This is a genomic window from Microbispora sp. CA-135349 (genome assembly GCF_050947365.1).
Lineage (GTDB): Bacteria > Actinomycetota > Actinomycetes > Streptosporangiales > Streptosporangiaceae > Microbispora.
Window position 1 is genome coordinate 6,636,663 of the sequence record NZ_CP192001.1, and the last position, 13,861, is coordinate 6,650,523.

Here is a 13,861-nt window from a genome sequence, read left to right on the forward strand (position 1 = left end):
CAGCGAAGCACAGCAACAGGACCTCACAGCCCTTCACACCGGCACCCACCAGCACACGCCCGAGCAGGCCGCGGAGTTGCCCCCATGGTGTCCGGCTCCCGATCGCACGGGTGATGCGCCGGCAGGCGCGGAAGCTTCAGGGGGACGGATCAGATCTCGATGTACCGAACCGCCGGTTCCAGGCCTCTGCCGGACTTCTCAGCCGCTTCTGGGCCGGCCCCCTCGCCGAGCGAGGCGGCCGGCCCGTTCCGGGTCAGGCCGGGAGCTGCTTCTCGTTCCAGGTGTAGTAGATGTAGGTGCTGCCGGGCCCGGTCATCGTGCCGTAGACCTGCCAGAAGCTGTTGGCGCCGATCGAGTAGCGGAAGACCTTGTCCCCGGGCCGGTCGTCCACGAACACGCTCTGCGTTCCGTTATTCCAGATCCGCACCTCGATCGTGAATGTCGAGGTGTCCGGGATGTCGAGGCAGACCTCGTACGTGTACGCCAACGAACCGCCGATGTTGTAGCTGTGACCGTCCACCGCCGGCCGCTCGACGTTGGTGGGGACGTAACTATTCACAACCCGCGTGTACCCGCCGGTGGAGCAGTCGACTGTGGGGGCTGCGGACGCGGGACCGATGCCGGTGAGCGTGGCGCCGAGGACGCCGGCGGTGACGGCGAGAACGGGGATGGTGCGCTTCATGCCTCTCCTCATCCGTGCAGTAACCCTCCGACCAAGTAGTTGAAGGCTGAACTGATTCTTACTCGATTGCCACTTATGAACAAGTCCAAGTAGGAAATTCATACATATTCGAGTCAAGCCGGTCACGTTCCGCCCTTCACCAATGAACCCGGTCAACTTGTTCTCGGCGCTCGTGCGGATCGAGCTATTGTCCTTGCGTGAACGGAGATCTCTCACCGGCAGCCGACCGACGGGCCGGGCGTCGTTCGATCGAGCGCCGGCACGCGAGGAGAGCAGAGGCGGGAATTCTCGTGATCGGGCCCGTGCGGTGATCAGCGATGGGGTGCGCGTCTGGTGTCTGCGCCATGCCGAATCCGAGAACGTCACCGCCGGTCTTGCCGGGGCTGTTCCTGCGGCGCCTCTGACGGCACGCGGGCGTGAGCAGGCGGCCGTGGCGGCCCGGGTTCTCGCCGGCGAGCCGATCACCGGCGTTTATTGCAGCAGCTCGGCAGGCCGGGCTCGAACCGGCCGGAGTCCTCGTTTCGCGCCTCGTCCTGCTCGAATCACGGCCGGGAACCTCCTGGCCGGCGGGTTCTAATTGAGGTGACTACGCGCCGCCGGCCGGGCAGGATGCCCTGATGACCGACACACGTATCGATCCCCCTGTCACCGCGGACGAGCGCACCATGCTGCGCGCCTGGCTGGACTGGCATCGCGAGACCCTCGCGGTGAAGTGTGAGGGCCTCACGGAGGAACAGCTCCGGCTGCGTTCGGTGCCGCCCTCCAGCATGTCGCTGCTCGGCCTCGTACGGCACATGGCCGACGTCGAGCGATCCTGGTTCCGGCGGCGGCTGAACGGCGAGGACCTGGACGGCATCTACTACAGCGACGACGACCCCGACGGCGAGTTCGACAACGTGGACACCGCGTCCGCGGAGGAGGCCTTCGCGACCTGGCGCGAGGAGATCAAGCACGCACGGGCGGCCGAAGCGGCCTGCGCCGACCTGGACGTGATCGCGCGGACCCCGACCCGCGACGGCCGCCACAACTCGCTGCGCTGGATCATGTGCCACATGATCGAGGAGTACGCCCGCCACAACGGACACGCCGACCTGCTGCGTGAGCGCATCGACGGCGTGACCGGCGAGTAGCCCGGCTGCCGGCGGAGCCCAGCCGGACAGGCACGGCTCAGCCGGACAGGCGGACCGGGTTGACGAGGTCGGCGTAGATGAGAAGGCCTCCCATCACGACCAGCAGGGCCGCCACGACGTACGTCAGCGGGAGCGCCTTGGCCACGTCCACGTAACCGGGGACGGGCCGGCGGCGCACCCGCGCGAGAGCCCGCTTCAGGCCTTCCCACAGCCCGCCCGCGATGTGCCCGCCGTCGAGTGGCAGCAGCGGAATCAGGTTGAACACGCCCACCGCGAGGTTGATCCCGGCCAGCAGGCGGATGAAGATCTCAATCTTGTTCTCGACCGGAATGTCCAATGCGGCGATCTCCCCGCCGATCCGGCCCGCCCCGACGATGCCGATCGGCCCGTTCGGGTCGCGCTTCCCGCCCGAGAACGCGGCGTTCCACACGCCGACCATCTTCTTGGGAATGTTGACCATCGCGACGGCGGTGCGCTCGGTGAGGTCCCACATCTGCCCGACGACGTAGCCGGGGCCCTTCTTCTCGACGACGGTGGTCGGGCTCACGCCCAGGAAGCCGACGTTCTTGTCGACCTTGCCGGGGTCGGTCAGCGAGGGCATGTCCTGCGCGATCAGATCGATCCGCACGTCGATCCGCCGCCCGCCCCGCTCGATGCCGAGCGTCGTCGCGCCCGCGCCGTGCTGCCGGATCAGGCCCTGAGCCTTCTCCCAGTTGGTGACCGGGGCGCCGCCGATGGCGACGATGCGGTCGCCGGGACGCAGGCCGGCCTTCGCGGCGGGCGTCAGCGGATCGTTCTCCCTGCAGTCGCGGTGCTGCTCCGCCTGAGCGGCCGGGATGGCGCACTTGGACACCGAGGACACGACCGGGGTCTGCTCTTGCACCCCGAACCCCATCATCACGACGGCGAACAGCACGAACGCGAGCACGAAGTTCATCGCCGGGCCGCCGGTCATGACGATGACCTTCTGCCACCAGGGCTTCCGGTAGAAGACCCGGTTCTCGTCACCCGGCCGGATCTCCTCCGAGGCGACCGCCCGCGCGTTCTCGATGAGGCCCTGCCAGGGACCGGTGGAGACGCTGCGCAGCTTGCCGGGCTCGTCGGAGGGACGCGGCGGGAGCATGCCGATCATGCGGATGTAGCCGCCGAGGGGGATCCACTTCACGCCGTACTCGGTCTCGCCCCGCCTGCGCGACCACATGGTCGGGCCGAAACCGACCATGTACTGGGTCACCCGGACACCGAAGAGCTTGGCGGGCACGAGGTGCCCGATCTCGTGAAGCGCGATCGAGAGCAGCAGACCGACGAAGAAAATCACGAACCCGGCCACAGAGAGCCAGCCCATCAGCGCGTACCCCCGAGTCGGAGAAGGTGCCCTGGCAGATGAAGCACCTTTCGAGCGTAGCCCACCCGCACGAGAGCGAAGACTTTTCCGGCGCGGGTTCGGCTTGCCCGCCTGTGACCGATTGGGGACACTTCGTTGACAGTACGCAATTGGTCGATCACCCTTTGAGAGACGTCCAGAGGGGAGCATCTTGATCCGGATCCTGGTGGCCGAACACCTTCCGTTGGTACGGCGAGGCCTGGTCGCGTCCCTCGACGGAGAGGGCGACCTGCGGGTGGTCGCGGACGTCGGTTCGGGCGAGGACATCGTGCCCGCGGCCCTGGACGTGCGGCCGGACGCCGCCGTCATCGACGCGGACCTGCCCGGGGTGGACGGGCTCAGCGCGGCGGCACGGCTCGGCGAGAAGGTCCCGCGATGCCGGGTGATGCTGCTGTCGGCGCAGCCCAGCCCGGGTCACGTCAAGCGGGCCTTCGCGGCGGGCGTCCTGGGATACCTGAGCATCGAGGTGGGCCCCGAGCAGCTCGCCGACGGCATCCGCCGGATCACGGCCGGGCGCCGGGTCGTCGACTCCGAGCTGGCGGTCGCCGCGCTGGAGGCCGCCGACTGCCCGCTGACGCCGAGGGAGCACGAGGTGCTTCGGCTCGCGGCGGGAGGCGCGCGCCCGAAGGAGATCGCCGCCGAGCTGGGCCTGTCCGTCGGCACGGTGCGCAACCACCTGTCGCGCATCCTGGTCAAGACCGGGGCGCGCAACCGGGTCGACGCCGTCAGAATCGCCACGGACTCCGGCTGGTTGTGAGCTCGGGAGTACCCGGCCCCACACCCCGCAGGGCGTGATCCGCCGGACACGACCTACGGGCGCCAGATCAGGACGAGCGCGCAGTCGTCGTTGTGGCCGGAGGACATCGACTGGACGAGCTGCCGGGCCTTGTCCCGGAAGCCCGACGGCAGCAGCCGCTCGGCCTCCCCCAGCAACCGGTCGAGCCCGGCGTCGATGTCCCGGCCGGGCTGCTCGATCAGCCCGTCGGTGAACAGCATGAGCGCGTCGCCCTTGCGCAGGATCCCGCTGTCGGTCTCGCAGGCCAGGTCCGGCACCACGCCGAGCACGACGCCCTTCGCCGTGGACACCCGCCACGTGCCCGACCCGGAGTCGAACCGCACCACGGGAGGGTGCCCGGCCGAGGTGATGGTGTACGCCCCCGTCGACAGGTCGAGCTCCACGTGGACGGCGGTGACGAACCCCTCGTCGCCGAGCTGACGGTGCAGGTAGGAGTTGCATGCGACGAGGAAGTCGTCCACCGAGCCGAGCAGCCCGCCGAAGGTGCCCGACAGCATGAGCGCACGGGTTCCCGCGTCCACTCCCTTGCCGGACACGTCGACGACCGCCACCCGAACCCGGTCGCCCTCCCGCATCGAGACGACGAAGTCGCCGCCGAACGAGGATCCACCTGCCTGCTTGAGCACCACCTTGCCGCCCCAGTCCTTGGGCAGCGGCGGCAGCTCGCTCTGCCGTTTCAGCCGGTCGCGCAACTCCAGCAGCATCGCGTCGCCGCGCAGGCCCTGGACGCCGAGCTTGCCCCGCGTCCGCGCCATCGTCCAGGCCAGCGCGGCGGTGAAGGCCATCGTGATCAGCAAACCGGGTCCGACGCTGGGCACGTCCGCGATCGGTCCCATGTACGCCAGGGAGGCCACGACCACGCACAGCAGGATGGCGAGGCTGCGCAGCCGGAGCTGGAGGCCGCCGATAAGCGTGAAGAGGATCAGCAACGAGGGCGAGAACCAGTACGCCGACACCTCCGCGTCGAGCACGCCGATCACGATGGTGACCATGACGAGAGCGATGAGGAGGTATCGGTCCTTCGACCACACTTTCCGAACAAAACGGACCAACGGCACCAGGAACGGCACGCGCGCCAGGAGGGCGCGCAGCCGAGGAGGGATCAGCGGCGCCGGACGGGAAGTCATGATGGCCTCGACTGTATCCGGACATCCCAGGTGGCGGCACCTGCTTGACCAACGTCTAGATCACCCGGCACGGATATTGGGTCGCCCCGCGCAGCGGCCCGCTTCTACGGTGGCTCGATGAGCATCACCGTGCGTCCCATCAAGGAATCCGAGTGGCCGGACTTCGTCGCCGTCGACTACGAGGCGTTCAGCGACACCTTCCCCGTGGAGATCGCTGACCGGTGGCGTGAGGTCTTGGAGATCGACCGCCAGATTTCCGCCTTCGACGACGACTTGATGGTCGGTTGCGCCGCGGCGCTGTCCTTCGAGATGACGGTCCCCGGCGGGCCGATCCCCGTGGCCGGCGTCACCGCGGTGGGCGTGCTCCCCTCGCATCGCCGCCGCGGCGTGCTGACGGCACTGATGACCCGTCAGCTGCGCGACCTGCACGAGAACGGGGGTGAGGCCGTCGCCGCGCTCTCCGCCAGCCAGGCCGGCATCTACGGGCGTTTCGGATACGGCAGGGCCGCCGACACTCTGAACTTCCGTATCCCCACGCACGGATCGGCCTTCACACGCTCGGCCCCCGCCGATCCGGCGCTGCGCCTGCGCGTGGCCACCCCCGCCGACGCGCTCGCCGGCCTTCGGCGCGTCTACGACGCCGTACAGCCCGGCCGTCCCGGCCTGTATGGAAGGTCCGAGACGTACTGGCGGGCCGAGATCCTCCCGGACACCGAGCACGATCGGGGCGGGATGGGACCGCTGCGCTGCCTGATCGCGGAGGACGCGGCGGGCCCCCGCGGCTACGCGCTGTTCCGGGCGAAGTCCGGCTGGAACGAGCACGGCGTGCCGGACGGGCAGGTCCGGCTCCTGGAGTTGTTCGCCTCCGACCCGGCGGCGTACGCACTGGTCTGGCGCGGCGTCCTCGACCGGGACCTGTGCGCGGTCGTCCACGCCGAGCGGCGGCCGATGGACGACCCGATCATGCACCTGCTGGCCGAACCCCGCCAGCTCAACGCCGTCTGGATCGACGATCTGTGGGTCCGCCTGGTGGACGTGGACCGGGCCCTGGTCTCCCGCGCGTACGCGGCCCCCGCCGACCTGGTCGTCGAGGTGGACGACGAGCTCTGCCCGTGGAACGCCGGCCGCTGGCGGCTGAGGACGACCGGCGGGGAGTCGTCGTGCGAGCGGAGCGAGGCGCCCGCCGACCTCACCCTGCCGGTCGGCGTGCTGGGCGCGGCGTTTCTCGGCGGGCGGCCCCTGCGGGCCGCGGCGGACGCCGGACTGGTGCGCGAGCATCGGCCGGGGGCCCTGCGCGAGCTGTCGGCCGCCATGATGTGGGATCCGGCGCCCTGGAGCTGCCGGATCTTCTGAGCAGGCGCCAGCCACTGCCGGAGCCCCCGCCGCCCGGTTCCGCCACGTTCGGCGCTCCGCGATCGGTGATCGGCGCGTAGGCTGCAGGCATGGCGCTGCAGAGCTTGCAGATCACCGCGATCACGGCCATGCGGGCCCGCGACGTGTCCCGGCCGACGTCCGAGCAGCAGGAGGCGGCCGACCAGCGGCCGCTGCGCGACGAGGCGCCCCGGCGGGAGCCCCGCCGGGGACGCGACAAGGACAACCGCCAAGCGCAGACCTAGGCGGGCTGGGCTGGGCGGATTGGACTAGGCGGGCAGCGGCGGCAGCTCGCCGGTGGTCTCGAAGTCGGCGAGCTGGCGGATCCGCCGGGCGTGCCGCTCGGCCCCCGAGAACGGCGTGGCCAGGAAGAGCCCGACGAACCGGGCGGCCTCCTCCGGCGTGTGCTGCCGGGCGCCCAGGCTGATCACGTTGGCGTCGTTGTGCTCGCGGGCCAGCTTCGCCGTGTCCTCGTTCCAGGCGAGGGCCGCGCGCACCCCCCGCACCTTGTTGGCGGCGATCTGCTCGCCGTTCCCAGAACCGCCGATCACCACTCCGAGGCTGCCGGCGTCGCCGGCCACGCCCTGCGCGGCGCGCAGCACGAACGGCGGGTAGTCGTCCTCCGCGTCGTAGACGTGGGGGCCGCAGTCCTCCACCTCATGGCCCTGCTCCTTCAGCCAGGAGACCAGGTAGTTCTTCAGCTCGTAGCCGGCATGGTCGGCACCGATGTAGACACGCACGGCACAAGTTTCCCAGAAGGCCTCTGGCGGAGACGACCCCGGGCTCCACTAAGGTAATAAGCGAAAGGGGTCCGCGTCCCTTACACCCTCCGACCTGACAGGAGTGTCATGCGCGAGCTTCGTTACGTGGGCGACCCGATCCTTCGTACCCCCGCGGAACCGGTGACGGACTTCGACCGCGAGCTGCGCCGCCTGGTCGACGAGATGTTCGCGATCATGTATCAGGCCGACGGCGTGGGGCTGGCCGGGCCGCAGATCGGCGTGGGCCGGCGGCTGTTCGTCTACGACATCAGCAACCGCAAGGGTCACCTCATCAACCCCGAGCTCACGATCGACGACCCCGAGCAGGTCGTCGAGGAGGAGGGCTGCCTGTCGGTGCCGGGCAAGGAGACCGGCAAGCCGCTGTACGCCCCGACCGCCCGCGCCGCCGGAGTGACCGTGCGCGGCGTCGACAAGCTGGGCCGGCCCGTCACCGTCAAGGCCAGGGGCATGCTCGCCCGGTGCTTCCAGCACGAGTTCGATCACCTCGACGGCACGCTGTACGTCGACCGGCTGGGCAAGGACGAGCGCCGCAGGATCCTCCTGCAGGCGCCCTGACCCCGTTCACAGCTGGATGGCCTTGACCTCCAGAAACTCCTCCAGGCCGAATTCACCGAGCTCGCGGCCGACCCCGGAGTGCTTGTAGCCGCCGAACGGCGCCATCATGTTGAATCGGCCGCCGTTGACGGCCACCTGCCCGGTGCGCAGGCGGCGTGCCACCGCGAGCGCCTTGTCCTCGGTGCCCGCCCACACCGCCCCCGAAAGCCCGTACGGCGTGCCGTTGGCGATCTCGACGGCCTCGTTCTCCGACGCGAACGGGATGATCGACAGAACCGGGCCGAAGATCTCCTCCTGCTCGATGGACATGCCGGGCGAGACACCGGCGAAGATCGCGGGCTCGACGTAGTAGCCCCGATCCATGGGGTTGTCGGTTCCGCCGAGCACGAGGCGGGCGCCCTCTTCCTGACCGCGGTTGATGTATCTCACGACCCGGTCGCGCTGGGCGGCGGACACCAGCGGCCCGAGCCTCGTGCCCTCGGCGAACGGATCGCCGGGGACGTACTTCTCCGCGGCCTTCACGGCGAGCCGTACCGCGTCGTCGTACTGGTCCCAGTGGACGAGCATCCGCGTCAGCGCCGAGCAGGTCTGTCCCGAGTTGAGGTAGGCGCCGGCCACGCCGTTCTTCACCGCCGCCTCCAGGTCGGCGTCCGGCAGGATGATGTTCGCCGACTTGCCGCCCAGCTCCAGGGCCACCCGCTTGACCGTCTCGGCGGCGAGCGCGGCGACCCGGCGCCCGGCCCTCGTGGAGCCGGTGAACGAGACCAGGTCCACGCCCGGATGGGCGGCGACGGCCTCGCCGACCACCGGCCCGTGGCCGCTGACCATGTTGAACACGCCGGGCGGAAGGCCGACCTCGTGCAGGATGCCGGCCAGCGCGTACGCGGCGAGCGGCGCGACCTCGCTCGGCTTGAGCACGACCGTGCAACCGGCCGCCAGGGCCGGGGCCACCTTGCACACGACCTGGTGGAGCGGGTAGTTCCACGGCGTGATCGCGCCGACCACGCCGACGGGCTCCCGCACGATGAGCGAGTTGCCCACGCGGCCGGCGTCGAACTCGTACCGCCTGGCGAGATCGGCGTAGGAGGCCAGCACCTCGGCGGGCATCAGCGTCTGCACCTTCAACGCGAGCGTGAGCGGCGCGCCCATGTCGGTGGCGATCGTCGCCGCAAGGTCCTGGGCGCGCTCCTTGAGCAGCCCGGCCGCCGCCCCAAGGAACTCTGCGCGTTCGGCCGGCTCCAGGGCCGCCCAGGAGGGGAAGGCGGCGCGGGCGGCGGCGACGGCGGCCTCGACGTCGGCCGGCGACCCGGCGGGCACCCGGTCGACGACCTCCTCCGTCGCGGGATTGACGACGTCGACGGCTTCGCGGGAGGAGGAGGGGACCCAGGCTCCGTTCACGTAGAGGTGACGCATGTCACTCATCCTTGCGTCTCGGCTGTCAGATGGCGACCCTTCCGGCCGAAACCTTTCCGCTCAATTCGCGGGAGAGTGAAGGAGCCTGTGAAGTGTCAGCCGAAAATCGGATCGCGGGTCCGGGACCGCTTCAGCTCGAAGAAGCCGTCGGTGCCGGCGACGAGCAGGACTCCGTCCCACAGCCGCGCGGCGGCCTCGCCCCTGGGGATGGGCGAGACGACGGGGCCGAAGAACGCGGTGCCCTCGACGGCGATGATCGGCGTGCCGACCTCCTGACCGACCAGTTCGATGCCCTCGCCGTGCGAGCGCCGGATCGCCTCGTCGAACTCGTCCGAGTCGTGCGCGGCGACCAGCGCGGGGTCGAGTCCGGCCGCGGTGAGGGCCTCGGCGATGGTGGCCTGGTCGCGGTCGCGCCCCTCGTCGTGGAACCGCCTGCCGATCTCGGTGTAGAGGTCGCCGAGGACCTCTTCGCCGTACTTGGCCGAGGCGGCCGCCAGCACCCGTACGGCGCCGAGGGTGCGCCTCGTCCGCTCGCGGTAGTCGTCGGAGATGTCCTTGTCCTCGTTCAGCACCGCCAGGCTCATGATGTGCCAGCGCACGTCGATCGGGCGGAGCGCCGCCACCTCGTGGATCCAGCGTGAGGTGATCCACGCCCACGGACAGGCGGGGTCGAACCAGAAATCGACAAGCTTGCGATCGGACACTGTGGCACCCTCTCGAACGAACTATGGTTCCCTCGGTCCTCAACCCGGACAGGAAAGCTGCTATTCCAGATAGGAGCGGTCCCGAATCCGCCATGTCGTCGCGGCGTGGCAGGATTCATGCATCCCTGACGCGAAGGGGCGGCGGGGATCGGGGGCTTGATCATGCGATGAGGAGCGGGTGTGGCAGGGAATCTGACACGGGACGAGGCTCGGGAGCGCGCTCGGCTGCTCTCCGTCCAGTCCTACCAGGTCGAGCTCGATCTGACGGAGGGCGAGGAACGGTTCGAAAGCATCACGACGGTCCATTTCAGATCGGACCGCGAGGGGGCGGACACGTTCATCGACCTGCACGGCGCGCACGTGCGGAAGGTCGTTCTCAACGGCAGGGAGCTCGACGTCAGCACCTATGACGCCGAGAAGGGCCGCATCCCGCTGCACGGGCTGGCCGAGCAGAACGAGCTGCGCGTGGACGCCGACTGCTCCTACATGCGCACCGGCGAGGGCCTGCACCGCTTCGTCGACCCCGTCGACCAGCAGGTCTACCTGCACAGCCAGTTCGAGACGGCCGACGCGCACCGCATGTACGCCTGCTTCGACCAGCCGGACCTCAAGGCGACCTTCGAGCTGACCGTCCTCGCCCCCGCCGACTGGGAGGTGGTGTCCAACGCCGCCCCCGACGCGGTCGAGGCGCTCGAGGAGCACCGCGGGCGGCACGGCACGCTGCAGGCCGCCAGGCGCTGGCACTTCCCGCCGACCCCCGTCATGTCGACGTACATCACAGCGCTCATCGCGGGGCCGTACGCGGTGGTGCGGGACGAGCACGACGGGATCCCGCTGGGCATCTACGTACGGCGCTCGCTCGCGCAGTACCTCGACGCCGACAACATCTTCGAGGTCACCAAGCAGGGCTTCGACTTCTTCCACCGCGTCTTCGGCCTGCGCTACCCCTTCGGCAAGTACGACCAGCTGTTCGTGCCCGAGTTCAACGCGGGCGCCATGGAGAACGCCGGCGCGGTGACGTTCCTGGAGGACTACGTCTTCCGCTCCCGCGTCACCGACGCGATCATCGAGCGCCGGGCCGAGACGATCCTGCACGAGATGGCGCACATGTGGTTCGGTGACCTGGTCACCATGCGCTGGTGGGACGACCTGTGGCTGAACGAGTCGTTCGCCACCTACATGTCCGTCCTGTGCCAGGCCGAGGCCACCCGGTGGGGCCAGGGCGCGTGGACGACGTTCGCCAACGTCGAGAAGGCCTGGGCCTACCGGCAGGACCAGCTGCCCTCCACCCACCCCATCGCCGCCGACATCCCGGACATGCAGGCCGTCGAGGTCAACTTCGACGGCATCACGTACGCCAAGGGCGCCTCGGTGCTCAAGCAGCTCGTCGCGTACGTGGGGCTCGACAACTTCCTCGCCGGGGTGCGCGACTACTTCAACGAGCACGCCTGGAAGAACACCACCCTCCAGGACCTGCTGTCGGCGCTGGAGCGCACCTCCGGGCGCGAGCTGTCCTCCTGGTCGAAGGAGTGGCTCGAGACCTCCGGCGTCAACACGCTGCGGCCGTCGTTCACCGTCGACGACGAGGGCCGGTTCGCGAGCTTCGACGTGCTGCAGGAGGCCACGCAGGAGCACCCGACGCTGCGCTCGCACCGGGTGGCCATCGGTCTGTACTCCCTGCGCGACGGCGTGCTGACCAGGACCAAGCGGGTCGAGCTCGACGTCGTCGGGGCGCGTACGGCCGTGCCCCAGCTGGTCGGCGAGGTGCAGCCCGACCTCGTGCTGGTGAACGACGACGACCTCACCTACGCGAAGATCCGGCTCGACGACCGGTCGCTTCGCACCCTCGTCGGCGGCGGGATCACCGCGTTCGCCGAGTCCCTGCCCCGTGCCCTGTGCTGGTCGGCCGCCTGGGACATGACGCGGGACGCCGAGATGGCCACCCGCGACTACGTCAGGCTGGTCGTCTCCGGCATCGACTCGGTGCGCGACATCACCGTTCTGCAGACCGTGCTGCGCCAGGCCCGCCAGGCCGTGCAGCAGTACGCCGACCCCACGTGGCGGGTCACCGGCCTGGCCGAGCTGGCCGGCGCCCTGCGCCGCCTCATCACGGCGGCGGAGCCGGGCTCGGATCACCAGCTCGCCTACGTCAACGCCTTCGCCGCGACCGCCACCTCGGCCGAGGACCTGGCGTTCCTCAAGGGCATCCTCGACGGCACCGAGGCGCCCGGGGGCCTGGCCGTCGACACCGACCTGCGCTGGACGCTCATCCACGCGCTCGTCTCCGGTGGCGTCCTCGGCGCCGCCGACATCGACGCGGAGCTGGCCAGGGACGCCACGGCGACCGGCGAGCGCTCGGCCGCGACCAGCCGGGCCGCGATCCCCACTCCGGAGGCCAAGGCCGAGACCTGGACGACGATCGTGGGCGGAAAGCTCAGCGGCGCGCTCCTGCGCTCCACGATCCTCGGCTTCGTGGACCCGCACCACCCCGAACTGCTCGAGCCGTACGGCGACCGGTACTTCGAGGAGGTCGGGCGGATCTGGAGCGAGTGGACCTCCGACATGGCGCAGAACTTCGCCATCGGCTGCTACCCCGCGCTGCTGATCCGTCCGGAGACCGTGGCCCGCACGCAGGACCACATCAGCGACAGGCAGCCGCCGCACGCGCTGCGGCGCCTGCTGCTGGAGGGCGCGGACGGTGTCAGCCGGGCCCTGCGCGCCCGCGCCCGCGACGCCTCCGCCTGATCCGCCTCCCGGCCGCACCACGCACGATCCCGAGGGCCCCGGCACACCGCCGGGGCCCTCGGGCGTTTCGCGGAAGCCCGCGGCGTTCACGGAACCTCGGCGGGGTACGGATCGTGCCCGGGCGCCGGGCCCGTCGCCGCCCGCCCGCTGATCGAGCTCGCCCGCACGACCGCCGCCCGCCCGGGTCAGTAAGGTCGTCGGGTGCACTCAGCCCGAGACCTGTTGATCGCCCTGGCCCGGAGGTACTCGTTCGGCGACGTCGGCGCGCTGGCGCCCGACGTGCTCGGGGAGGGCGCGCACGCGGCGCGGGTGGCGTCGGTCTGCGAGTTCGGCCAGCGGCTGCTCACGCTCGACGCGGAGGACTTCGCCGCCGAGATCGACGCCCAGACGGTGCCCGGCGACCTGCGCAGGCGGGCCCGCGCGTGCCACATGCCGCAGACACCCAAGGAGCAGCCGCGAGGGGCACTCGACACACTGCGGCCGGCGTACGCGCTGCTCCTCGAGGTGATCGAGGTTCGCTGGCGGCGGCGCGAGCTCAGCCCGATGATCGCGGCCGTCCACATCTGCAGCGAGTATCTCCCGCTGCTGGCCTTCGAGCCCGCGCTCGGCCACGCGGGCGACCCGGTCCGCTGGCCCGAGGGCCTGCGCGCCCCCGGCAGCCGGTTCGGGATCATGCCCGACAGGGAGTGCGACCACACGAGGGCGGAGCGGTCGGCGGCCCAGCGGACCCTGCGGGTGGCCGTGGAGCCGCCGCCGGGCTGGCGGGCCTACTTCGACCGGCAGCACAGCCAGGTGGCGGGGGCCCTCGCCACCTGCGCGGGCCGGTGCCGCACCCCCTGCCAGGCCCTCGCCTGGGTGCCGGACCTCGACGACCTGTCCGCCCGCTGCCGGATCGCGCTGGCGTTCGCCGAGACCCCGCTCGTACGGCTGCGTCACGCCGCTCCCGTCGGGCACGGCTTCGGCGTGCCGTCACCCGAGGAGGTGCTGGAGGCGTGGGACCGCAGCCGCGCCGCGCTGTCCAAGCACGAGGCGGCCTCCGCGATCACCGCGGACGACGGCTTCCCGTTGCCGGGCCTGCCCGCCCTGTTCTCCGCCGTGGCTGCGGCGCCGCTGGCACCGGCCACGCTGCTCGCCGACGTCGCCGCGCACGTCGTGGAACTGATGCGGTAGGC

Annotated in this window: 14 protein-coding genes; 8 read left to right on the forward strand and 6 right to left on the reverse strand. The window is 70.5% G+C overall.

Going from position 1 to position 13,861, the window contains the following annotated elements:
* Window positions 1-253 precede the first annotated feature (253 nt).
* Window positions 254-682 (reverse strand): hypothetical protein, encoded by a 429-nt coding sequence (locus ACQPZZ_RS30450; RefSeq protein WP_432924709.1) that lies wholly within the window; start codon window positions 680-682, stop codon window positions 254-256.
* Window positions 683-824: 142 nt separating this feature from the next.
* On the opposite strand from ACQPZZ_RS30450, the gene ACQPZZ_RS30455 reads away from it, so the two are divergent.
* Both ACQPZZ_RS30455 and ACQPZZ_RS30460 read left to right on the forward strand, forming a co-directional pair.
* Window positions 825-1,259, forward strand: a complete 435-nt coding sequence (locus ACQPZZ_RS30455) for a histidine phosphatase family protein (protein WP_432924711.1) — start codon at window positions 825-827, stop codon at window positions 1,257-1,259.
* Between the two features lie 40 nt (window positions 1,260-1,299).
* A complete protein-coding gene (locus tag ACQPZZ_RS30460; RefSeq protein WP_432924713.1) occupies window positions 1,300-1,812 on the forward strand; it encodes a DinB family protein in 513 nt (170 codons plus the stop codon).
* A gap of 37 nt (window positions 1,813-1,849) precedes the next feature.
* On the opposite strand, the gene ACQPZZ_RS30465 is transcribed toward ACQPZZ_RS30460, so the two are convergent.
* Complete coding sequence (locus tag ACQPZZ_RS30465; protein WP_432924715.1) at window positions 1,850-3,157, reverse strand: M50 family metallopeptidase; 1,308 nt, start codon at window positions 3,155-3,157, stop codon at window positions 1,850-1,852.
* A gap of 190 nt (window positions 3,158-3,347) precedes the next feature.
* On the opposite strand from ACQPZZ_RS30465, the gene ACQPZZ_RS30470 reads away from it, so the two are divergent.
* The gene (locus ACQPZZ_RS30470) at window positions 3,348-3,953 is read left to right on the forward strand and encodes a response regulator transcription factor (protein WP_363640907.1); all 606 of its coding nucleotides are present in this window, start codon (window positions 3,348-3,350) and stop codon (window positions 3,951-3,953) included.
* A gap of 53 nt (window positions 3,954-4,006) precedes the next feature.
* Here ACQPZZ_RS30470 and ACQPZZ_RS30475 read toward each other — a convergent pair whose 3' ends face one another.
* The gene (locus tag ACQPZZ_RS30475) at window positions 4,007-5,119 is read right to left on the reverse strand and encodes a PP2C family protein-serine/threonine phosphatase (protein WP_363640905.1); all 1,113 of its coding nucleotides are present in this window, start codon (window positions 5,117-5,119) and stop codon (window positions 4,007-4,009) included.
* Between the two features lie 117 nt (window positions 5,120-5,236).
* Between ACQPZZ_RS30475 and ACQPZZ_RS30480 the strand changes: the two genes are divergently transcribed.
* Together ACQPZZ_RS30480 and ACQPZZ_RS30485 are read left to right on the forward strand one after the other, a co-directional pair.
* A complete protein-coding gene (locus ACQPZZ_RS30480; RefSeq protein WP_432924718.1) occupies window positions 5,237-6,472 on the forward strand; it encodes a GNAT family N-acetyltransferase in 1,236 nt (411 codons plus the stop codon).
* An 89-nt stretch (window positions 6,473-6,561) separates the two neighbouring features.
* A complete protein-coding gene (locus ACQPZZ_RS30485; RefSeq protein WP_432924720.1) occupies window positions 6,562-6,735 on the forward strand; it encodes a hypothetical protein in 174 nt (57 codons plus the stop codon).
* Window positions 6,736-6,759: 24 nt separating this feature from the next.
* Here the strand turns inward: ACQPZZ_RS30485 and ACQPZZ_RS30490 are convergent, their stop codons facing one another.
* Complete coding sequence (locus ACQPZZ_RS30490) at window positions 6,760-7,230, reverse strand: ribose-5-phosphate isomerase (protein WP_363640899.1); 471 nt, start codon at window positions 7,228-7,230, stop codon at window positions 6,760-6,762.
* Between the two features lie 108 nt (window positions 7,231-7,338).
* On the opposite strand from ACQPZZ_RS30490, the gene def reads away from it, so the two are divergent.
* A complete protein-coding gene (gene def / locus ACQPZZ_RS30495; RefSeq protein WP_363640897.1) occupies window positions 7,339-7,827 on the forward strand; it encodes a peptide deformylase in 489 nt (162 codons plus the stop codon).
* A 6-nt stretch (window positions 7,828-7,833) separates the two neighbouring features.
* Here def and ACQPZZ_RS30500 read toward each other — a convergent pair whose 3' ends face one another.
* A complete protein-coding gene (locus ACQPZZ_RS30500) occupies window positions 7,834-9,240 on the reverse strand; it encodes an aldehyde dehydrogenase family protein (protein ID WP_432924723.1) in 1,407 nt (468 codons plus the stop codon).
* A gap of 95 nt (window positions 9,241-9,335) precedes the next feature.
* A complete protein-coding gene (locus tag ACQPZZ_RS30505) occupies window positions 9,336-9,944 on the reverse strand; it encodes a mycothiol-dependent nitroreductase Rv2466c family protein (protein WP_432924725.1) in 609 nt (202 codons plus the stop codon).
* Between the two features lie 180 nt (window positions 9,945-10,124).
* Between ACQPZZ_RS30505 and pepN the strand changes: the two genes are divergently transcribed.
* A complete protein-coding gene (pepN, locus tag ACQPZZ_RS30510) occupies window positions 10,125-12,689 on the forward strand; it encodes an aminopeptidase N (protein WP_432924726.1) in 2,565 nt (854 codons plus the stop codon).
* Between the two features lie 201 nt (window positions 12,690-12,890).
* Window positions 12,891-13,859, forward strand: a complete 969-nt coding sequence (locus ACQPZZ_RS30515; RefSeq protein WP_432924728.1) for a hypothetical protein — start codon at window positions 12,891-12,893, stop codon at window positions 13,857-13,859.
* The last annotated feature ends 2 nt before the right edge of the window (window positions 13,860-13,861 follow it).

What these genes read in the sequence shown, in the direction of transcription:
- ACQPZZ_RS30450 (WP_432924709.1), bottom strand. Translation starts at nt 682, where the DNA reads ATGAAGCGCACCATCCCCGTTCTCGCCGTCACCGCCGGCGTCCTCGGC.
- ACQPZZ_RS30455 (WP_432924711.1), top strand. Translation starts at nt 825, where the DNA reads ATGAACCCGGTCAACTTGTTCTCGGCGCTCGTGCGGATCGAGCTATTG.
- ACQPZZ_RS30460 (WP_432924713.1), top strand. Translation starts at nt 1,300, where the DNA reads ATGACCGACACACGTATCGATCCCCCTGTCACCGCGGACGAGCGCACC.
- ACQPZZ_RS30465 (WP_432924715.1), bottom strand. Translation starts at nt 3,157, where the DNA reads ATGGGCTGGCTCTCTGTGGCCGGGTTCGTGATTTTCTTCGTCGGTCTG.
- ACQPZZ_RS30475 (WP_363640905.1), bottom strand. Translation starts at nt 5,119, where the DNA reads ATGACTTCCCGTCCGGCGCCGCTGATCCCTCCTCGGCTGCGCGCCCTC.
- ACQPZZ_RS30480 (WP_432924718.1), top strand. Translation starts at nt 5,237, where the DNA reads ATGAGCATCACCGTGCGTCCCATCAAGGAATCCGAGTGGCCGGACTTC.
- ACQPZZ_RS30485 (WP_432924720.1), top strand. Translation starts at nt 6,562, where the DNA reads ATGGCGCTGCAGAGCTTGCAGATCACCGCGATCACGGCCATGCGGGCC.
- def (WP_363640897.1), top strand. Translation starts at nt 7,339, where the DNA reads ATGCGCGAGCTTCGTTACGTGGGCGACCCGATCCTTCGTACCCCCGCG.
- ACQPZZ_RS30500 (WP_432924723.1), bottom strand. Translation starts at nt 9,240, where the DNA reads ATGCGTCACCTCTACGTGAACGGAGCCTGGGTCCCCTCCTCCTCCCGC.